The sequence below is a fragment of the Pantoea rodasii genome (assembly GCF_002095465.1).
Classification (GTDB): domain Bacteria; phylum Pseudomonadota; class Gammaproteobacteria; order Enterobacterales; family Enterobacteriaceae; genus Pantoea; species Pantoea rodasii.
Window position 1 is genome coordinate 510702 of the sequence record NZ_MLFP01000086.1, and the last position, 21652, is coordinate 532353.

15 protein-coding genes and 5 pseudogenes are annotated in these 21652 nt (G+C 51.7%); 9 read left to right on the top strand and 11 right to left on the bottom strand.

From position 1 onward, the window contains the following. Positions 1-20: 20 nt before the first annotated feature. Positions 21-728 (bottom strand): septum site-determining protein MinC, encoded by a 708-nt coding sequence (minC, locus tag HA45_RS25770; protein ID WP_100700691.1) that lies wholly within the window; start codon positions 726-728, stop codon positions 21-23. 153 nt (positions 729-881) lie between these two features. On the opposite strand from minC, the pseudogene HA45_RS25775 reads away from it, so the two are divergent. The 3 genes and pseudogenes from HA45_RS25775 (at position 882) to ycgN (ending at position 2594) form a co-directional block, all read left to right on the top strand. Continuing rightward, positions 882-1210 (top strand): annotated as a pseudogene (locus tag HA45_RS25775) (YcgL domain-containing protein). 212 nt (positions 1211-1422) lie between these two features. Beyond that, positions 1423-2082: a fumarylacetoacetate hydrolase family protein gene (locus HA45_RS25780; protein ID WP_100700689.1), complete on the top strand. Its 660-nt coding sequence runs from the start codon at positions 1423-1425 to the stop codon at positions 2080-2082. A gap of 65 nt (positions 2083-2147) precedes the next feature. Continuing rightward, positions 2148-2594: a cysteine cluster protein YcgN gene (gene ycgN, locus HA45_RS25785; RefSeq protein WP_100700688.1), complete on the top strand. Its 447-nt coding sequence runs from the start codon at positions 2148-2150 to the stop codon at positions 2592-2594. A gap of 38 nt (positions 2595-2632) precedes the next feature. Here the strand turns inward: ycgN and dsbB are convergent, their stop codons facing one another. Next, entirely contained in the window at positions 2633-3166 is a 534-nt protein-coding gene (gene dsbB / locus HA45_RS25790) for a disulfide bond formation protein DsbB (protein WP_100700687.1), read from the bottom strand. A gap of 316 nt (positions 3167-3482) precedes the next feature. On the opposite strand from dsbB, the gene fadR reads away from it, so the two are divergent. After that, the gene (gene fadR / locus HA45_RS25795; RefSeq protein WP_100700686.1) at positions 3483-4202 is read left to right on the top strand and encodes a fatty acid metabolism transcriptional regulator FadR; all 720 of its coding nucleotides are present in this window, start codon (positions 3483-3485) and stop codon (positions 4200-4202) included. A gap of 36 nt (positions 4203-4238) precedes the next feature. Here fadR and HA45_RS25800 read toward each other — a convergent pair whose 3' ends face one another. Next, positions 4239-5774, bottom strand: a complete 1536-nt coding sequence (locus HA45_RS25800) for a SpoVR family protein (RefSeq protein WP_100700685.1) — start codon at positions 5772-5774, stop codon at positions 4239-4241. Positions 5775-6275: 501 nt separating this feature from the next. Here HA45_RS25800 and HA45_RS25805 point away from each other — a divergent pair. Together HA45_RS25805 and dadX are read left to right on the top strand one after the other, a co-directional pair. After that, positions 6276-7577 (top strand): D-amino acid dehydrogenase, encoded by a 1302-nt coding sequence (locus HA45_RS25805; protein ID WP_100700684.1) that lies wholly within the window; start codon positions 6276-6278, stop codon positions 7575-7577. 21 nt (positions 7578-7598) lie between these two features. Further along, complete coding sequence (dadX, locus tag HA45_RS25810) at positions 7599-8669, top strand: catabolic alanine racemase DadX (RefSeq protein ID WP_100700683.1); 1071 nt, start codon at positions 7599-7601, stop codon at positions 8667-8669. On the opposite strand, the pseudogene HA45_RS25815 reads toward dadX, so the two are convergent. From HA45_RS25815 to yeaG, 6 genes and pseudogenes are all read right to left on the bottom strand, one after another. Next, positions 8662-9854: pseudogene (locus HA45_RS25815) on the bottom strand (multidrug effflux MFS transporter). The gene dadX and the pseudogene HA45_RS25815 sit on opposite strands and share 8 nt — an antisense overlap. Before the next feature lie 115 nt (positions 9855-9969). Then, positions 9970-11435, bottom strand: a pseudogene (wbaP, locus tag HA45_RS25820) (undecaprenyl-phosphate galactose phosphotransferase WbaP). A 377-nt stretch (positions 11436-11812) separates the two neighbouring features. Next, positions 11813-12046: a DUF1480 family protein gene (locus tag HA45_RS25825; RefSeq protein ID WP_100700681.1), complete on the bottom strand. Its 234-nt coding sequence runs from the start codon at positions 12044-12046 to the stop codon at positions 11813-11815. A gap of 77 nt (positions 12047-12123) precedes the next feature. Next, entirely contained in the window at positions 12124-13851 is a 1728-nt protein-coding gene (locus HA45_RS25830) for a potassium/proton antiporter (RefSeq protein ID WP_100700680.1), read from the bottom strand. Between the two features lie 231 nt (positions 13852-14082). Beyond that, a complete protein-coding gene (locus HA45_RS25835; protein WP_100700679.1) occupies positions 14083-15360 on the bottom strand; it encodes a YeaH/YhbH family protein in 1278 nt (425 codons plus the stop codon). A gap of 91 nt (positions 15361-15451) precedes the next feature. After that, a pseudogene (gene yeaG, locus HA45_RS25840) lies at positions 15452-17385 on the bottom strand (protein kinase YeaG). A gap of 407 nt (positions 17386-17792) precedes the next feature. On the opposite strand from yeaG, the gene HA45_RS25845 reads away from it, so the two are divergent. Continuing rightward, a complete protein-coding gene (locus tag HA45_RS25845; protein ID WP_100700677.1) occupies positions 17793-18542 on the top strand; it encodes a MipA/OmpV family protein in 750 nt (249 codons plus the stop codon). Between the two features lie 114 nt (positions 18543-18656). Here the strand turns inward: HA45_RS25845 and HA45_RS25850 are convergent, their stop codons facing one another. Both HA45_RS25850 and gapA read right to left on the bottom strand, forming a co-directional pair. Further along, complete coding sequence (locus HA45_RS25850) at positions 18657-19532, bottom strand: D-hexose-6-phosphate mutarotase (protein WP_100700676.1); 876 nt, start codon at positions 19530-19532, stop codon at positions 18657-18659. A 74-nt stretch (positions 19533-19606) separates the two neighbouring features. Then, a pseudogene (gapA, locus tag HA45_RS25855) lies at positions 19607-20604 on the bottom strand (glyceraldehyde-3-phosphate dehydrogenase). A 338-nt stretch (positions 20605-20942) separates the two neighbouring features. On the opposite strand from gapA, the gene msrB reads away from it, so the two are divergent. Both msrB and HA45_RS25865 read left to right on the top strand, forming a co-directional pair. Further along, positions 20943-21353 (top strand): peptide-methionine (R)-S-oxide reductase MsrB, encoded by a 411-nt coding sequence (msrB, locus tag HA45_RS25860; RefSeq protein WP_100700674.1) that lies wholly within the window; start codon positions 20943-20945, stop codon positions 21351-21353. 2 nt (positions 21354-21355) lie between these two features. Continuing rightward, on the top strand, positions 21356-21637 hold the full coding sequence (locus HA45_RS25865; protein WP_100700673.1) for a YeaC family protein: 282 nt from the start codon (positions 21356-21358) through the stop codon (positions 21635-21637). The last annotated feature ends 15 nt before the right edge of the window (positions 21638-21652 follow it).

Here is a 21652-nt window from a genome sequence, read left to right on the forward strand (position 1 = left end):
CTTAACGAAAGAAAAGGGGCCTAATAAAGTGTCTGAATGGTGAGCGCGCCCTCTTTAAGGCACAGGCGCGCGGCTTTACCAAAGAATTCCGCCGGAATCTGATCCATCATCCAATATTCCCCGGCAATGGAGACCAACTCGGCTGCGAGGTTGGTACAAAAAATCTGGCTATCGTGTTCGCCGCTGGCACCGGCCAGCGCGCGGCCACGCATCATGCCGTAAATATGAATATTGCCGTCTGCGACCAACTCAGCACCTGCGCTGACGCTATTGGTGACGATGAGGTCAGCATTGCGCGCATAAATCTGTTGGCCCGAGCGCACCGGCGTATTAATGATGCGGGTTTTACTTGCCTCAGCCACGGGAGCCATCACAGGCGGCGCGGCTTCCATCACGGGCGCTTCTTCACGCTTGCGATTCTCTTTGCCTTCAGACAGCACCGGCAAGCCCGCGCGGGCGATCATCTTTTTCAGGGCTTCATCTTTACAGCCGCTGACACCCACAATGCGTAAGCCGGTCGCAATGACCGCTTGCTGCATCTGCTTCCAGTTGATGTCACCGTTCAGTGCTGACACGTTGAGCACCACCGGTGCATTCTGCAAAAACGCGGGTGCCTGGTCGATTTTGTCCTGCAGCGCCTGACGAATCACCTCGGGTTGTGAATGGTGCAGATGAACCACTGACAGGGTAAAACTGCTTCCCTTGAATTCGATTGGCGTTTGCGACATCTGTCCTGACTCAGTCCTGTTTTACGACCCTAAGATGTACAGTGATAAAATCATCATTAACATCAAACGGTCAATATTCGAAGTTCTGCAAGCATGTTATAGTTACTGCTATATACAGGCAAGTGACGCCATCAGTTAATTCGAGTAAAAAATATGTTTTGTGTGATCTACAGAAGCCCGCAACGTGAGCAAACTTATCTCTATGTTGAAAAAAAGACGATTTCTCACGCGTACCGGAAGAACTGCTGCGCGGCTTCGGTAAACCTCAGCTGGCGATGGTGCTGTCGCTGGACAAACGCGACAAGCTGGCTAATGCCGATATCAATAAAGTTAAGCAAGGTTTGAGCGATAATGGCTATTATTTGCAGATCCCACCACCGGTAGAAAGTCTGCTCAACATTCACCTTGATCACGGTAAAAAGATTAATTCGGATTCATCTGTAAATATATCCTGTAAAAATCCTCAGTGTTATTTGCATTAATTAATTGCCCGCCATAAAGCTTTATTGCGGGCAATAATCTCTGTTAAGAATGAAGTTTGTTGTGTTTGATTAACGACTTTTGACAATTTCCGCCACGTCTGCCGCCATAAAACCGCTAATATAATCCTCCTCAGCTTGCCGCGTTCCGGCACTGAACCTGACCTATCCGCCAGTCAGACTGGCATCAAACACAACTAATGCAGGGGAATAGCATGTATCAGCATCGTAACTGGCAAGGCGCTTTGTTGGATTATCCCGTCAGCAAAGTGGTTTGCGTGGGCAGCAACTATGCGAAGCACATCAAGGAAATGGGCAGTGCCACGCCGACAGAACCAGTGGTGTTTATCAAACCCGAAACGGCAGTGTGCGATCTGCGCCAGCCGCTCTCTATCCCAGCTAATTTTGGTGAAGTGCACCATGAAGTCGAGCTGGCGGTGTTGATTGGTTCGACGTTGAAGCAGGCAACGGAAGAGCATGTGGCGAAGGCGATTGCCGGCTACGGTGTGGCGTTGGATCTGACACTGCGTGATGTCCAGGCCGGTTTGAAAAAAGCCGGGCAGCCATGGGAAAAATCCAAAGGGTTCGATAACTCTTGCCCATTGTCTGGCTTCATTCCGGTTTCTGAGTTTAGCGGCGATCCTCAGGACACCGAGTTGAAACTGGTGGTGAATGGCGAAGTCCGCCAGCACGGTTCAACCGCAGATATGATTCACAAAATCCTGCCGCTGATTGCCTACATGAGCCAGTACTTTACGCTGCGCGCGGGCGATGTGATCCTGACTGGCACCCCGGAAGGTGTTGGCCCGATGCGTTCTGGCGATAAGCTCGAAATCTCGCTAGCCGGTCACGGTATTACCACCCGCGTACTGTAAAACTTGCATCACCGCACCTAACCCTTTATAAGGTGCGGTCTTATTGCACAACCCGGACCGCGATCATGACTGAACAACCTTTCTGGCAGACAAAACGCCTTGACCAAATGGACGATGCAGAGTGGGAATCACTGTGCGACGGCTGCGGCCAGTGCTGCCTGAACAAGTTGCAGGATGCGGACACCGACGAAATCTACTTCACTAACGTGGCCTGCAATCAGCTCAACATCAAAACCTGCCAGTGTCGTAATTACGAGCGTCGGTTTGAGTATGAAGAAGACTGCATCAAACTCACGCGTGAGAACCTCACGACGTTTAACTGGCTTCCGCGCACTTGTGCCTATCGTTTGTTAGGCGAAGGGGGAACGTTGCCCGCGTGGCATCCGCTGGTTGCTGGTTCGAAGAAAGTGATGCATGCGCAGCGTATTTCAGTGCGTTTTATTGCGGTGCGTGAGAGTGAAGTGCGTGACTGGGAAGATCACATTATCGATCGGCCCGATCGTAACGGTTGAAGTGATAACAGGCAGCGCGAGCTGCCTGTTTTATTTCATTAACGGCTGAACAAATCGCGGCGTTTGGGTTTAAATGGCTGCGCAATCAACACCAGTGCACCAACCAGCAGATAAGCGGCAAAAATCACAATCATCCACTGCGGCATACTCCAGGTCAGGAATGTCCAGCTACGTTCGGCACAGTCACCGCTGGCGACGAATACCGATGGCAGCCATTTATCCAGCGGCAGCCAGCTCGGAAAACGCGCGGCAAAATCACAGGTAACAAACGGATTCGGGTGTAACTGAATGTTGGTGTGTTCAATGGAAAGCATTAAGCCCTTGTAAGCGCTATACAGCCAAATCGCGATAGCTGCCCAACGCAGCGGTAGAGACTTCGGCGCGAAGGCACCCACAATCCCCGCCCCCATCACGCCAAACAACGCGGCACGTTCATAAATGCACATCACACAGGGTTTCAGGCCCATGACATGCTGGAAGTAGAGTGCAGTCAGTTCAAAAGCCAGTGCTGTCAGAGCCAGCAATAACCATGCTCCACGACCTCGTGAGCATTGATTCAAATATCGCAACATATTGCTTATCCTGTAACCGTTAATGCTTCGCAGTGTAAACCAAAAGCGTAACCGTGCCAGCCAGGTAACGGGAAAAAATCATGTACAAAAATGACTTAAGCCTGATCCAGGCCATAAAAATCGCATTTACTGATCAAAGGGATGGGGTGCAAGGTCAGCACGACGCAAACGAGTGCGTTGACGCCTGAGAGCTTAAAAACTCGGCTGAATTTTGCGCCAGCGCGCGCTTTTAATCAGTTGCCAGGCTATTTCCGCTATAGCCGCTCTGGTATGATGAGTGCCATTACGACAAAGAAAGCAACGAGAAATAAATGCTATGGTGATTAAGGCGCAAAGCCCCGCAGGATTTGCTGAAGAGTATATTATTGAAAGCATCTGGAACAGTCGTTTCCCGCCGGGATCCATTCTGCCTGCTGAACGTGAGCTTTCTGAATTGATTGGCGTCACGCGCACCACGCTGCGTGAGGTTTTACAGCGTCTGGCACGTGATGGCTGGTTGACCATTCAGCACGGTAAACCTACGCGTGTTAACGATTTCTGGGAAACTTCAGGTCTAAATATTCTCGAAACGCTTGCCCGACTCGATCACGATAGCGTACCGCAACTGATTGATAACCTGCTGTCGGTGCGCACCAATATCGCCTCGATCTTCATCAGTCGTGCTTTGCGTCATCATCCCGACAAGGCGCGCGAAGTGCTGGAAACCGCACTGAGTGAAGAGGACAAGGCTGATGCCTATACCGAACTCGATTATCGCGTGTTCCGTGGCCTGGCATTTGCTTCAGGCAACCCTATTTACGGCCTGATTCTGAATGGTTTGAAAGGGCTGTATATCCGCGTCGGTCGCCACTATTTCTCTAATCCTGAGGCGCGTCAGCAGGCACGCAGCTTCTACCGCCAGCTGGCGGATTTGTGTGGTGTGAATCCCACGCAGGATCAGATTGTCGACAGCGTCCGTGAGTATGGACGTCGCAGCGGTGAGATCTGGCATAGCATGCAAAAAACCATGCCCGACGATTTAGCCAGCAAGCGTTAAAAGAAAACCGGACCTGAACAGTCCGGTTTTTTTGTTTTACAGCGCGGGGCCGCGCGTTGGCGAGCGGTCAAGCAGTTCAACGCTGCCATCTTCATTCTGTTGTTCCAGAATCACATCAAAACCCCAAAGACGATGCACGTGCTTCAGCACTTCGCGGCGGCTTTTATCCAGCGGGGCTCGCTGCTGCGGAACATAACGCAGCGTCAGTGAGCGATCACCACGCAGATCCACATTGTAGACCTGAACGTTGGGTTCCAGATTACTCAGGTTATATTGCGCCGACAGTTGCTGACGAATCGCGCGATAGCCCGCTTCATCATGAATCGCAGCAATTTCGAGGAAGTTATTGCGGTCATCATCCATCACCGTGAACAGGCGGAAATCACGCATCACTTTCGGCGACAGGAACTGGCTGATGAAACTCTCGTCTTTAAACTCGCGCATGGCGAAGTGCAGGGTTTTCAGCCAGTCAGAACCGGCAATATCCGGGAACCAGTAGCGATCTTCTTCCGTTGGCGTCTGACAGATCCGCTTTATATCCTGGAACATGGCAAAACCCAGCGCGTAAGGGTTTATTCCGTTGTACCACTGACTGTTGTACGGCGGCTGATACACCACATTGGTGTGGCTGTGCAGGAACTCCATCATAAAGCGTTCCGACACTTTCCCTTCGTCATACATATGGTTAAGGATGGTGTAATGCCAGAACGTTGCCCAGCCTTCGTTCATCACCTGCGTCTGTTTCTGTGGATAAAAATACTGGCTGACCTTACGCACGATACGCAGCACCTCACGTTGCCAGGATTCCAGCAGCGGGGCGTTTTTCTCCATAAAATACAGCAGATTTTCCTGCGGCTCAGAAGGGTAGCGCGCGGCTTCAACGTGCACCGATTCCTTCTCTTTACGCGGCAGAGTACGCCATAAGGTGTTCACCTGGCTCTGCAGATACTCTTCACGGCTTTTCTGCCGCGCTTTCTCTTCCTGCAGCGAAATTTTTTGCGGACGCTTGTAGCGATCGACGCCGTAGTTCATCAGGGCATGGCAGGAATCGAGTAAGCGCTCCACTTCTTCTACACCAAATCGCTCTTCGCAATCAGTAATGTAGTTACGCGCAAACAGCAGGTAATCGACGATGGAACTGGCATCGGTCCAGCTGCGGAACAGATAGTTGTTCTTAAAGAAAGAGTTATGTCCATAACAGGCATGTGCCATCACCAGCGCCTGCATGGTCATGGTGTTCTCTTCCATTAAGTAGGCAATACAGGGATTAGAGTTGATGACGATTTCATACGCTAAACCTTGCTGGCCGTGCTTATAGCGCTGTTCGGTTTCAATGAATTTCTTACCAAACGACCAGTGCGCATAGTTAATCGGCATACCTACGCTTGAGTAGGCATCCATCATTTGTTCGGAGGTGATGACTTCGATTTGATGCGGATAGGTGTCAAGGCCGTAGCTTTTCGCTACGCGGTCAATTTCCGCCAGGTAGACATCGAGCAGTTCGAATGTCCAGTCGGGCCCATCACTGAGTCGTTTACTGCTTCGGGTTGGCTCGTCAAAGATTGTCGTCATAGCGCACCTCTGTTTTGCAAGCGGCAGGCAACGGATTGTCACCTGTCACGATCGTTTAAGGCTTCATCCTGAGAAAGACAGCCCAATAAAACTGAGCGAACACATCAATGATAGTCCACTGTCGCTTATCCGAAACCGGAACTCAATCGAATTTTTTTGGCACAAAATCATTGAAAATTCGTTGCTTAAGCCTTTGCCAATGACAAATACGGGCCTTGACTGAAATGGCAGCATAAAATTCTGTTTATAAGTGGATTGTATGACTGCGGCGCTTTCTCCTGAAATTAGCGAAAAGCACTGCCTTTCGCATAATAAATTGCTGGTTAATGGTTTTACGGCATAAAAAATCCTGATTTTTGCACTGCCTCATGATTTTTGTGTGCAGAAAGGTGAAAAACATGTGAAATACCGCTGTCGAATGTAAGATGAAAACAGATGCCTGGATATGCTAATGCAGGCAATATTCATGGTTGATTATGCTTTTGCCGCGGCGAGGGGCTTATGCGCGTAGTGATTCTTGGAAGTGGGGTTGTCGGGGTGGCGAGTGCCTGGTATCTAGCGCAAGCTGGCCATGAAGTCACCGTAATAGATCGTCAGCCGACTGCTGCACTGGAAACCAGTGCTGGAAACGCCGGTCAGATCTCTCCAGGCTATGCAGCGCCTTGGGCGGCGCCGGGTGTGCCGTTGAAAGCGGTGAAATGGATGTTCCAGCGCCACGCGCCTTTGGCCGTTCGTCTCGATGGCAGCAAATTCCAGCTGGAGTGGATGTGGAACATGCTTCGCAATTGCGACATGCGCCATTATCAGGAAAATAAAGGGCGGATGGTGCGGATTGCGGAATACAGCCGCGATTGCCTGAAAACCCTGCGTGCGGCTACCGGTATCGCCTACGAGGGGCGTCAGGGCGGCACGCTGCAACTGTTCCGCACTCAGCAGCAGTTCGAGAGTGCCAGCAAAGATATCGCTGTTTTAAAAGAGGCGGGCGTGCCTTATGAACTGCTGGAAGCGCATCAATTGCACAGCGTGGAACCTGCGCTGGCCACGACCGCACACAAACTCACCGGCGGCCTGCGTTTGCCGAATGATGAAACCGGAGATTGTCAGTTGTTTACTCAACGCCTGGCAGCCATGGCGGCCGCGGCGGGTGTAACTTTCCGATACGATACTTCCGTCGATCAACTGCTACGTGAGGGCAATCGTATCTATGGTGTGAAGTGTGGGGATGAGGTGATCAAAGGAGATGCCTATGTAGTGGCCTTTGGTTCTTACTCCACCGCGCTGCTAAAAGATATCGTGTCGATCCCCGTTTATCCGCTCAAGGGCTACTCCCTGACTATCCCGATTAAAAATCCGGACGCGGCGCCTGTATCGACCATCCTTGATGAGACTTATAAAGTGGCGGTAACGCGCTTTGACGATCGCATTCGCGTGGGCGGTATGGCCGAGATTGTTGGTTTTAACACCAAACTGACCCCTGCACGACGTGAAACGCTGGAGATGGTGGTCAGCGATCTCTATCCTGAAGGTGGTTTTGTAGAACAGGCCACGTTCTGGACCGGATTGCGCCCTATGACGCCAGACGGTACACCGATTGTCGGGCGCACGCCGCTCTCCAATCTCTATCTCAATACCGGTCACGGAACGTTGGGATGGACCATGGCCTGTGGATCCGGTCAGTTGCTGGCCGATTTGATTTCCGGTCAGAAACCGGCGATTGCCGCAGATGATTTGTCCGTACTGCGCTACCTGCCGGGATTCGAACCCCATTCGTCGCCGCTGCGTAACGCAAACGCGGCACGATAACATCTCAGGGAGAGCAAGAGCATGTCACGTCCTACTGGTGCCACGATCAATCAACAGGCGCTACGCCACAATCTGGCAGTTGTGCGTCAGGCGGCACCGCATTCACGCATCTGGTCCGTGGTTAAGGCCAACGCTTATGGGCACGGTGTGGCTCGCGTGTGGCAAAGTCTGGCGGAGACCGATGGTTTCGCGCTGCTCAATATGGAAGAGGCGATTCTGCTGCGCGAGCAGGGCTGGAAAAAGCCGATTTTGCTGCTGGAAGGTTTTTTTCAAGCGCAAGATTTAGCGCTAATCGACCGTTATCGTCTTACCACGAGCGTGCACAGCAACTGGCAGATTCAGGCACTGGCAAAAGCGGAGCTGTCCGCCCCGATTGATATTTACCTGAAGATGAACAGCGGCATGAACCGGTTGGGTTTCCGTCCGGAACAGGTCCATGCGGCGTGGCAGAAACTGCGTGCTTTGCCAAATGTAGGTGAGATGACGCTGATGGCGCATTTTGCTGACGCGGAAAACCCGGAAGGTTTGACTGAACCGCTCAAGCGCGTGGAGCGGGCTGCTGAAGGCCTGGATTGCCCGCGCTCACTCTCTAACTCTGCTGCAACCCTATGGCATCCTGAAGCGCATTTTGATTGGGTGCGCCCAGGCATAATTTTGTATGGCGCTTCACCCAGTGGCGACTGGCAGGATATCGCCAGCACCGGCTTGCAACCGGTGATGACGCTTAGCAGTGAGATCATTGGCGTGCAGCAGCTCACGGCCGGAGATGGCGTGGGCTACGGTTATCGTTATCACGCCTCCGCCTCACAGCGTATCGGTATTGTTGCCTGTGGCTATGCCGATGGCTATCCGCGCCATGCGCCGACCGGCACGCCGGTAAGTGTTGATGGCGTTCGTACCCGCACGTTGGGCGCGATTTCGATGGATATGATGATGATTGACCTCGAACCTTGCCCGCAGGCGGGAATAGGTTCACAAGTCGAGCTGTGGGGCAATCAGGTGAAAATTGATGAGGTGGCGAAAGCCGCCGGCACGGTGGGTTACGAGCTGATGTGCGCGCTCGCGCCCCGCGTACCGGTTGAGGTTATTTAAGCGCGGTCACGCTGCCGTGCATCTGCTTACTGCAGCGCCAGGCGATCAAGGCCAGCGCTGCGCCCAACACCATCATCAAGGCCAGTGCTGATTTTTCCGCTATCGGCAAGGCGACAATGATGAGGCTGGTTCCCGCACCGCATGCCATCTGAATGAACCCCTGCAAGGCGGCGGCAACGCCAGCCTGCTGCTATAAGGTTCCAGAGCGTAGCTGGTGGCGGGGCCTACGGTAAACGCCAGGCCAGCCACAGACACGCCGACAGGGATCATATACAGCGCCCAGTGCGTCTGCCACGCAGCAGGCAACAACGCCATACCCGCCACCAACAGAATGGCGCCCAGCAGCATCGTCACAAAGCCCATTGCCAGACAAAACGGCCGGCCGGCTTTGCGAATGGTTTTATTCACAAACGCACTCACCAGCATGATCCAAAAGCCGTTGGCACCAAAGGCAAAGGAGAACTGCAGCGGCGTCAGGCCGCCTTCGGTCATCAATACGTGCGGTGCGAGTGAAACATAGGTCAGCACCATGCCAAGCGCACCGGCGTTGGCAAACGCAAAGGCGAGGAAACGCGGTTCACGTGCGATTGCCGCATATTGCGCCAGCGGTAGACCTTTCACCCGCAGCGTGTCGGCAGGACGGGTTTCCGGCAGGAAAAACACCACAATCAAACCGATGACAGCCGCGTAGCCGCACAGGAACCAGAAGGGCGCGCGCCAGCCGTAGGCCTCAGCGAGGATACCGCCGAGTAAAGGCGCCAGCGCAGGCACAATGTTAAGCGCACCATTCAGGAAGCCATAGGCGCGCGCGGCTTCATCTCCGCTCAGACGATCGCGCACGCCACTGAACGCCACCACCGCCGTACAGCAGACTGCGCAGCCTTGAATCAGGCGTGCCAGGAAGAATATCGGCCATACGGTGGCGGTGGCCGCAACGGCGCTACCCACGATGTAAAGCGCCAGACCCATCAGCGCAATCGGCTTACGGCCAAAGTTATCCACCAACGGTCCAGTCACCAGCTGACCAATCCCCATCACCAGCAAAAACAGCGGAATGGTGGTCTGAATTAAGCTGACTGGGCTGTTAAGGCCTTGTGCGATTTGCGGGAGTGTAGGGAGATAAAGATCGATGCCAAGCGGTGCCAGCAGCACCAGGCTTAACAGCAGCAGGGTAAATTTTTGCATCTATAACCAGAAACGTCCTGTTGAACAAGCGGGAAGGGTAAAGACTTAGCGGAGAAAAAGAAAGGAATAAAAAAGCGATGTCTGCTGGGCTGGCACAGACATCGCATTGAGGGTATTAGTAAGCACCATCGCGGCGGAACACCACGCCAGCCGTTTTAAACAGGATGGCAATGTCAGTCCACAGTGCCCAGTTCTTCACATACCATGAGTCAAAATAGACGCGGGTATCATAGTCGATATCGTTACGACCACTGACCTGCCACAGGCCGGTCATGCCCGGTTTCGCCATCAGGTAGTAATCCACATCACCGGCATAACGCTCCAGCTCCGCTTCGATCACCGGACGTGGGCCAACCAGGCTCATTTCACCACGAATAACGTTCCACAGCTGTGGCAATTCATCGAGGCTGGTCTTGCGCAGGATGCCACCGATTTTGGTCACGCGCGGATCGTTTTTCAGTTTGAAATCACGATCCCACTCAGCCCGCGCTTCTTCACTGGTGGCCAGCAATTTCTGCAATACTTCTTGTGAGTTAGTGCACATGGAACGGAACTTCAGGCATTTGAATTTTACGCCATCCTGGCCAACGCGTTCGTGACCATAAATCGCATTACCCCCATCACGTTTCACCATCGCACACAGCAGACCAAACACCGGTGCCAGGAACAGCAGCAGCATAGAGGCCACAACAATATCGAACGTGCGCTTGAGGAAACGTGAGGAGCGTTTTGCCAGATTGTTGCTGACGCGCAGAATCATCACTTCATGACTAAAAATGAAGGACATATCGGTGCCGTACAGCGGCACGCCGCGCAGCGTCGGGATCACTGAAATTGAGCGACACTTCATCTTGGACAGGAACTTCAACCATTTATCGCGCACCACTTGCTGTTCAAATTCGGTGGCAACGATAAATTGTGTGTTGTCCCGATCCATGGTTTGCCAGTTGATATCTTTCCAGGTAATCACCGGTACGCCGTTGACGTTTTCTGGCCGATTTTCATCTTCCAGTGAAATAAACGCCTGCACGTTATAGCCGAGGATTTCTTCACTTTGCAGCGCAGCATAGGCTTCCATGGCATTTTTGCCAGAGCCGATGATGATAGTTTCCTTCTGCCATTGGCCTGCACGGTTAATGGCGCGTTTTACCACTGCACGCATCAGAGGCAGCAGCAGCAGTGCATAAGTCCAGCTGAACACCCACACCATGCGTGAGAAATCCCATTTGGAGAAGGCAATCAGCGCCAGATCCAGCAGCGAAAACACGAACAGGGTTTTAACGATCTCTTTTAACTCGAACCAGAACGGTTTGCGGTAAGTGTAATGACGCATGCGCACCCAAAACCAGGCGGTGCAAAGCACAGAAAGACCTAATTGAGCGATAAAACGATATTCAATCTGCTGCGGCGGAATAAAGGTGTCCAGTTCTCCCCAAATACCCTGAACGGTCGCCGCGGATAAAAACAAAGCCAGATTAAGGGCAATTAAATCAGAAAAGCTCAGTGCGACTTTTGCGATAAGATTTTACGCAATCCGCTCCAGGAGCGGGTTGCATCATTCATTACTAATGTACTTGCCATAAAACCTGCTCTCTTTTCTTAAGTAAAAGATGGCCTGACCAGAATCAAGTGCGCGCTCAGGAGTAGTCTACTGAAAATAAAAACAGATGCTTTTTCAGTGCGATATGAGTCAATGCTGCCATAAGCGCTGCGAGGAAAGGACCGTTTGAGACGTGATGCACGTCACGAAAAGCTGCAGCAACGTTTAAGAGTATGCAGGAGTTATTTGACGGAGTTAATATGGAAATAGTCTTAAAAGGAAATAAATGCTTAATGAAATAGTGAGCTAGTGAATTGAATTGTAAGGTTAAAAGTAAAAAAAGCGCCGATATAACGCTTCATTTTAAGACTGCTTTTAGGAATGACCGCCATACGAAGCGAATGGCGGTGAGGGATTATCAGGCCGGTTTTTTCAAAACCCAGCGGTCTTGTTGCTTGTCATAGTGTCCGATCTCCAAATCAACGGGTTTACCGTCAATCCACGCCGGCACACTGGTTTCATGATCCCAGCCATCGAGTTGGTAACTCAGGCCGGGGTTGGTATTGCAGGGAATACTGACGGTTTCCAGCTTGTCAGCATCCAGTTCTGCATCAACGATCTCGTAACGACCAATCTTCACCACGTGTCCCATCCTCATCTCCCGTTTTGCTGGGTTGGAATAGTGAGCATAGTCGCTCACACGCAGTTTTGGCGCTTTTGCGTGTCGGATTAATCCTTGTCTTCCATGACGCGTACGCCAATTTTGACAATCTGGTTGTCTTCTTTTTCCGCCACGGTCCAGGTGAGCTGGTTCCATTCAACCTGATCGCCCACAACCGGAGTACTGCCAAGCAACCCTTTCACTAACTGGCCGAGTGATTGCTGTTCGTTGGTCTCTTCATCCAGCTCAAGGCCGTAAATCTGCGCTACATCGCCCAGGCGTGCATCGGCATCCAAAATAAAGTCACCAAAGAAACGCTGATCCAATGCCACCGGCGGCGACTGGCTAAACATTTTGCCCAGCGCTGGTAAGTCACGCTCGCGGCCAATCACGCACAGCACATCGCCTTCTTTCAGGCGCGTGCTGCCGTTCGGGTGCATCAGCGCGTTATCACGGAACAGGGCGGCGATTCGTGTCTCACGTGGCATTTGCAGATCGCGCAGCGCGGCGCCCACACACCATTTATCCGCACCTAACTGATACACAAATTGTTCCCATGGATTTTCAGGATGGATATCCAGTCCTACCCGGCTAATAGGCGATGCGGTAGGGGGAACCACCACTTTTGCACGTTTTGCCGCATAACCGAGCGAGGTGCCCTGCAACATCAGTGACACCAGCACAACAAAGAAGGCGATATTAAAATAGAGCTTGGAGTTTTCCAGGCCGGCCATCATTGGGAATACAGCAAGAATGATGGGCACCGCGCCGCGCAGTCCAACCCAACTAATAAAGATGCGCTCGCGACCGGTGAAACCTTTAAATGGCAGCAGACCGACCAGAATCGACAGCGGGCGCGCGACCAAAATCAGCCACAGCGACAAAATCATCGCCGGCACCGCGATATGCCAGAGATCGGAAGGCGTCACCAGCAAACCGAGCACGATAAACATACCAATCTGGCTCAGCCACGCCATGCCATCGAAAGTTTGCAAAATGCCGTGTCGGTTACGAATTGGGCTGTTACCCAACAGGAAGCCACACAGATAAACCGCTAATATTCCGCTGCCTTCCATCACCGTGGTCAGCGCGAAGACGATAATACCGCCACTCAGCGCCAGTAGCGGGTACAGGCCCTGCGCCAGATTGATGCGGTTAATCAGCTGCTGTAATGCCCAGCCGCCGCCCAGCCCCAGCACAATACCGAGACCGAACTGCTGCACCAGATGGACGACGAACATCCAGCTCAGGCCAGATTGTCCCTGCTGGATCATGTCTATCAATGTGATGGTGAGAAACACCGCCATCGGATCGTTGCTGCCTGATTCAATTTCTAGCGTCGAGCTGACACGTTCATTGAGCCCTTTATCACCCAGCAGCGAGAACACCGCAGCGGCATCGGTTGATCCAATGATCGCGCCAATCAGAAAGCCCTGCATTAAATCGAGTTTAAACAGCCAGGCCGCCGCCAGACCGGTTAAACCGGCGGTGATCATGACGCCCACCGTGGCCAGCGATAATGCCGGTCCTAGCGCCACCTTGAATGAACTGGCTTTGGTACGCATGCCGCCATCCAACAGGATAATCGCCAGCGCGAGATTCGATACCAGATAAGCCACTGGATAATTATCAAAGGCGATGCCACCAATACCGTCCACGCCGGTCAACATGCCAAGAGCAAGGAAAATCACCAAAATCGGGATGCCAAGGCGTGAAGAGAATGAACTCAGAAGAATACTTGCTGCAACCAGCACGGAACCAATAATAAACAAACTGTAAATCATGCTGGCATTCAACGGCGTTCTCCTGCGGTGACGGGCGGATAATCAAACTGCGGGGGGATTCACACAGACAAGGTGAAAAGATAATGCCTTATCAATAGCTTGTCAGCGCTTAATTGTACATTTTTTCAATCTGGGGAGCACTATCCCATAGATGGCTAAATTTGTGTGAAAAATCAGCGGGAATTTCAGCTAAATGAGAGACAGCGCGGAAAAGAAAAAGCCGGTCAATGACCGGCTTGATGATCAGGCTTCTGCAGCCTGTTTGTGGAAAAGTTCTCTAAATACCGGATAGATGTCTTCCGGCTCGCGGATGTGCTGAATCGCGAAGTTATCGAACATCGCCTGCAGATGTTCATACTCACGCCACAGCGTCTGGTGCGCGCGGCGCGTGATTTCGATATAGCTGTAATAACGCACTACCGGCAAGATATGCTTGGCCAGAATCTCGTGGCACAGCGGCGAATCATCTGCCCAGTTGTCCCCATCGGACGCCTGCGCTGCGTAAATATTCCACTGCGCTGGGTCATAACGCTCTTTCACCACTTCATCCATCAGTTTCAGTGCGCTGGAAACAATGGTACCGCCCGTTTCCTGTGAGTAGAAAAACTCTTGCTCATCCACTTCTTTCGCCTGGGTGTGGTGGCGAATGTAGACCACGTCGACATTTTTATAGGTTCTGCTCAGGAACAGATAAAGCAGGATATAAAAACGCTTCGCCATATCTTTAGTGGCCTGATCCATCGAGCCGGACACGTCCATCAGACAGAACATCACCGCCTGGCTGGAAGGCTCAGGTCGTTTCTCAAAGTTCTTGTAACGTAAATCAAAGGTGTCGATAAACGGCACGCGCTCAATACGCGCCCGCAGCTCAGCAATCTCTTTGCGTAACCGTTCCTCTTCCAGCAGCTGTGCAGGCTCGCTGTTCTCAACTTCCGTCAGTGTGGCTTCCAGCTCATGCAACATGCGTCGTTTGCCCGCCGTCATTGCCGTACGGCGTGCCAGCGAGTTTTGCAATGAACGTACCACGCTAATGTTGGCTGGCACGCCATTTGAGGTAAATCCTGCACGATGCGTTTTGTATTCGTTCAACTGACGATGCTGATTCTTACGCAGGTTCGGCAGCGCAAGGTCTTCGAACAGCAGATCAAGATATTCATCTTTAGAAATCTGGAAAACAAACTCGTCCTGACCTTCACCATCCTGGCTGGCGTTGCCCTGGCCGCTGCCACTCCCGCCACCGCCGCCTTGTGGGCGCTCGATACGGTCGTTTTGCACAAAATGATCGTTACCCGGATGAACGCGATGACGGCTGCCGCCGCGTCCCTGATGGAAAATCGGTTCATTGATGTCATCGATTGGAATCGAGACAGACTCGCCGCTCTCCACGTCGGTGACCGAACGCTTATTGATGGCCTCGGAGATCGACTGCTTGATTTGCGACTTGTAACGGCGCAGAAAGCGCTGCCGATTGACGGCGCTTTTGTTTTTACCGTTCAGACGCCGATCGATAAAATAGGCCATACATATCCCCCAAACTACAGTGTAAGCCAGGCCGGAAACATTCCGGCCTCGTGTTGCGGCGCCGAGGCGCCGCGTCGCTTACAGGTGATGATTATGACGATTTACGCACGCGCAGATACCATTCGCACAGCAGACGAACCTGCTTGCGGGTATAGCCTTTTTCCATCATGCGATCGACAAAATCATCGTGTTTTTCTGTTCATCTGTCGAGGTCTTGGTATTGAAGGAAATGACCGGCAACAGCTCTTCGGTATTCGAGAACATTTTCTTCTCAATGACCGTGCGCAACTTCTCATAGCTGGTCCAGTTTGGATTGCGACCACTATTGTGCGCACGTGCACGCAGCACAAAGTTGACGATCTCGTTACGGAAATCTTTCGGGTTACTGATCCCGGCAGGTTTCTCGATTTTTTCCAGTTCAGCATTCAGTGATTCACGGTCAAACAGCTGTCCAGTATCCGGGTCGCGATACTCCTGATCCTGAATCCAGAAATCGGCGTAGGTCACGTAGCGATCAAAAATGTTCTGACCGTATTCAGAGTAGGACTCCAGATAAGCGGTCTGAATCTCTTTGCCAATGAACTCCGCATATTTCGGGATCAGATAGCCTTTCAGATGCTCAAGGTATTTCTCTGCCAGATCCTGCGGGAACTGTTCGCGTTCAATCTGTTGCTCCAGCACGTAGAACAGATGCACTGGGTTGGCCGCCACTTCGGCATGGTCGAAGTTGAATACACGAGAAAGAATTTTAAAGGCAAAGCGGGTAGAGAGACCGTTCATGCCTTCATCGACCCCGGCGTAATCATGATACTCCTGCCAGGATTTCGCTTTCGGATCGGTGTCTTTCAGGCTTTCACCGTCATAGACGCGCATTTTTGAGTAAATGCTGGAGTTTTCCGGCTCTTTCAAACGCGACAGGATAGAGAAGCGCGCCAGCGTTTCCAGCGTGCCCGGTGCACAAGGCGCGGTGGTCAACTCACTGTGATCCAGCAGTTTGGTGTAGATTTTAATCTCTTCCGACACGCGCAAGCAGTAAGGCACTTTGACGATATACACACGGTCAAGGAAGGCTTCATTGTTCTTGTTGTTACGGAAAGTCACCCACTCTGATTCGTTGGAGTGCGCGAGGATAATACCGTTAAACGGCAGGGCAGAGATCCCTTCGGTCCCGTTATAGTTACCTTCCTGCGTTGCGGTCAGCAGGGGATGCAGCACTTTAATCGGTGCTTTAAACATCTCGACGAATTCCATCAAACCCTGGTTGGCGCGGCACAGTGCGCCAGAGTAACCGTAGGCGTCGGGATCGTTTTGAGCGTGGTTTTCCAACTTACGGATATCCACTTTACCGACCAGTGCAGAAATATCTTGGTTGTTCTCATCACCCGGTTCGGTTTTGGCGATGGCAACCTGTTCCAGAATGGATGGCCAGACTTTGACGACTTTGAAGCGGGTTATGTCGCCGCCAAAATCATGCAGACGTTTTGCTGCCCACGGCGACATGATGGTGCCGAGGTAACGCCGCGGTACGCCATACTCTTTTTCCAGAATGTTGGCGTCTTCCTGCGGGTTGAACAGGCACAAAGGATGATCGTTAACCGGGCTGCGTTCACCATCGGCACTCAGCACATAAATGGGAACGCGTTGCATCAAGGCTTTAAGACGTTCAGCCAACGATGATTTACCGCCGCCCACCGGGCCCAGTAAATAGAGAATTTGTTTCTTCTCTTCCAAACCTTGCGCAGCATGTTTCAGGTAAGAGACGATCTGTTCAATCGCTTCCTCCATACCGTAAAACTCTTCAAAGGCAGGATAGCGTCCCATGACGCGGTTGGAGAAGATTCTGGAAAGGCGTGGTTCCTGCGCCGTGTCAACCATCACCGGCTCACCGATAGCCATCAATAGTCGTTCTGCAGCGTTGGCGTATGCACTGCGATCCTGCTTACAGATGGCGAGGAATTCCTGCAGTGTGAACTCTTCATCCTTGGCAGCTTCATAACGCTGACGATAGTGATCGAATATATTCATAGCGATGCCCGTCCTTTCGTTTTTAGCACAGGTAAAGGAGCGAAATTAGATACGTTTGCAGCTCCCGGAAGATATTCTTTATTGAGTACAGCAACCCTTATGCCAACCTGACGTTTTTTTATCGGGATACACAATTCTTATGGTTACTCCGCTCGTACAAAAAGTCTCGGCTTACTTTTAACTGTAGAAGGCATTCAGAAAACCTGCAGCCACTTTTCTCCTTATTTAGCGATATATCAATAACAAAGTCTCATAAGCACTGAGGCGATTTGACTGAGCGACTGCGGCCGCGTCCTGCCTCAGACAATTCCTTTGGCGTGGTAAACAATCCTGATTTAACGTTAACCCAAAGCAAAAATTTAGTTAGACTCTGCGTGTGATTGTTATATTAATGGACTGAACAAATTGTGAACCATTTCAAACTTAAAGCGCTTGCTCTCGTTGTTCCTTGTTATTTTGCGGCTTTCAGCACTCATGCAGAACCCTTATCTCTCGGGGCTTCGGTTATTTATGCCCAGTCACCGTATCGGGGCGGACAAGACCGTTATCTGCCGATTCCAGTGATTAATTATGAAGGCGAGAATTTCTGGTTCCGCAGCCTGCAGGGCGGGTATTACCTGTGGAAAGATCCGCAAAATCAGCTGTCGTTAACCGTGTTGGGCTCTCCACAGCAATATGATCCCAAGGACAACGATCTGGGCGATATGAAAGCGCTGGATAAGCGCCGGATGACGTTAATGGCCGGGGCCAGCTATCGTCATGTGGCGGACTGGGGTATCGTGCGCACCGCGTTGCTCGGCGATGTCCTGAACAACAGCAATGGCATTATCTGGGATCTTACTTATCTGTATCGCTTCGATTTTGGCGCATTTAGCCTGACGCCAGGTATCGGGGCGATGTGGAACAGCGCCAACCAAAACCGCTACTATTACGGTGTTTCATCGCATGAAAGCGCGCGAACCGGCATTGCGCAATATCAGCCGGATGACAGCTGGTCTCCTTATGTTGAAATGAACGCCAGCTACCAGATTAGCGACAGCTGGAACGCCAGTTTATCTGGGCGTTACACCCGTTTTGACAGCGAAATCAAAGACAGCCCGATGGTGGACAAAAGCGGACAAATTACTCTTTGGACCGGCATTAGCTACAGCTTCTGATGGTTTGCTCAAACGCCTCTTTATGAGGCGTTTTTATTACACTGCACCGATATAAGGTATAAGGCCCAGATTTGGTGCAATCACCCGTTCTGTTAAGGATTTTGCCGCCAACCCTTATTTGTTGCGCACGCGCAGCGTAGTGCCAAGTCGGGCAGGGGATTCACCGGCGCTCTTCATAGGCTTATTAATACGAGCCGTTTCTACGCACACCATGGTTTTATACCCTTCATTCGGCATATCCGCCATGCTACAAGAAAGTTCAGGTCCTGGATTCCAGGTGACAACGTCACTTTGATAATGATGATAGACTTCGATCTGGCGCTTCCCGCCCTTATCATGAATCACGCTGCAATCTTCAGCCGCCGTGTGAATACGATCCACGCGGTCCGGATAAGTCTGTTTACCATCCGCAGAATGACCTTCTACATTTGCAGCGACTTTGTCGATATAGCGGTTCCCTAAGCCAGTGACTTCGACCTGAGCGATATCGGCAATCTGGAAATAGGTATGCAGCGCTGCAGTGGCTTCATAGTCGCCCCAGGCTTCGAGTTCGATTTCACAATGTTCAGCGATGCGGAATCGGGCGAGCAGCGTAAAATCGTGCGGCCACAATTTTTTCGTCTGGGCGTTGCTCTCAAGCGTGAAGGTAAGCAGCACGGCGTCTTCATTCTCATCGTGCGCGGTCAGCGTCCATGGTTGATTACGCGCAAAGCCATGAGCGGGTTCACCTGCAGGGCCAAACCACGGCCAGCAAATCGGCACACCGCCTCGAATCGCTTTGCCAGTGGCAAACGGTGTTTTTTCGCTTAACCAAATCACCGGCTGCTGGCCGCTCGGCTGCCAGGAGAGCAGATGCGCGCCTTGCAATGCAATGGCCGCACGGACTTTGGGATGGCTCACCACGACGATCGGTAAATCGCCCATCTGGCGTTGTGACAGGTAAGGGGTGATCTGATTCACCACCGGTAAAGCATAAAGCGTATCTTGCATCGTCAGACCTTCTCTTCTTCCAAATGAAAAAAAAGGGGCGACCGAAGTCACCCCTTGTCTGTTTCGCCAGTCGCTTACTTAGCAGCAACCAGTGCAATCAGATCCAGAACTTTGTGTGAGTAGCCAGTTTCATTGTCGTACCATGAAACCAGTTTCACGAAGTTGTCGTTCAGTGCGATACCGGCTTTGGCATCGAATACTGAAGTCAGGGTTTCGCCGTTGAAGTCAGTTGATACAACGTCGTCTTCGATGTAACCCAGAACGCCTTTCATCTTGCCTTCAGATTCAGCTTTGATGACGGCACAGATTTCTTTGTAAGTTGCTGGTTTTTCCAGACGTACAGTCAGGTCAACAACAGACACGTTCGGAGTAGGAACGCGGAACGCCATACCGGTCAGTTTACCGTTCAGTTCTGGCAGAACCAGACCTACAGCCTTAGCGGCACCGGTAGAAGATGGGATGATGTTCTGCGCTGCGCCACGACCGCCACGCCAGTCTTTATGAGACGGGCCATCTACGGTTTTCTGAGTCGCTGTAGTTGCGTGAACGGTGGTCATCAGACCTTCAACGATACCGAAGTTGTCGTTGATAACTTTAGCCAGTGGAGCCAGGCAGTTGGTGGTGCAAGACGCGTTAGAAACGATGTCCTGACCAGCATATTTCTCAAAGTTTGCACCACGAACAAACATTGGGGTCGCATCTTTAGAAGGACCGGTCAGAACCACTTTCTTGGCGCCAGCGGTGATGTGTTTACGTGCAGTTTCGTCGGTCAGGAAGATACCGGTTGCTTCAGCAACAACATCAACACCCACTTCGTCCCACTTCAGGTTAGCCGGGTCTTTCTCAGCGGTAACACGGATTTTTTGCCGTTAACAATCAGCGCGCCGTCTTTCACTTCTACGGTGCCGTCAAAACGACCGTGCGTAGAGTCATACTTCAGCATGTATGCCATGTAGTCCGCATCGAGCAGATCGTTGATTGCAACGATTTCGATGTCTGAACGCTGCTGTGCAGCACGGAAAACGATGCGACCGATACGGCCAAAACCGTTGATACCTACTTTGATAGTCATATATTCCACCAGCTATTTGTTAGTGAATAAAAGGTTGGCTGTAAAATTACAAAAACCTTACCAGGCGTCAAGCGGAATCGTGTCAATTGTTGCGACAGGTCAATTCCAACGCCAGGAATAATTCGTTGCGCAATCGCTTACGCAGCACCCTTATTGCGCGCCTATGTTACGCCGAATAGCGGCCGAAAAGGGATGACTTTTTCAAAGGGTGATCAAGGTCACAATTTTGCGCTATGGCAGTCGTGTCGAACAGGTTCGCACGAAAAAAGACCCTGAAGATGTTGTTCGTTTGTTAGAATACTAGTCGATTTTTACAGAATGACACTCCGGAACTTAAAATGGCTAAAGACACCGCACCCGAGGCAAAAATCGCGCAGCTTTCTGAGATGCAGCGTTATGTCACTCAACATCGCGGCACGGAACCCCCTTTCAGTGGCGCACTGCTGCACAACAAGCAGGAAGGCATTTACCACTGTTTAGTGTGCAATTCACCGCTGTTCCTCTCCGAATCCAAATACGATTCAGGCTGCGGATGGCCGAGCTTTTACCAGCCTTACAGCGATGAAGCGATTCGTTATCTGGAAGATGAATCTCATGGTATGCACCGCGTGGAGATTCGCTGTGGCAGCTGCGATGCGCATCTGGGACACGTGTTCCCGGACGGTCCACAGCCCACCGGTGAACGCTTCTGTGTGAACTCTGCATCGCTGAGCTTTACCGATGAGCAGGGCAAACAGCAAGAGGGCTAAGCATGAAACAAGAATTGGAAGCGATGCTGGCGGCGATGACGCCAGAGGTTTACCAACGATTAGCCAGTGCCGTTGAAACCGGTAAATGGCCAGATGGTGTCGCGCTCACGCAGGAACAGCGCGACAACAGCTTGCAGCTGGTGATGCTGTGGCAGGCGCGCCACAACGACGACCCGCAGCATATGACCATCGGTAAAGGTGGTGAAATGGTGATGAAGTCGAAGAAGCAGCTTAAGGAAGAGTTTGGTATTGAGCCGGACGTGACGCGCATTAACTTGCACTAAAAAGCAAAAGGGCTG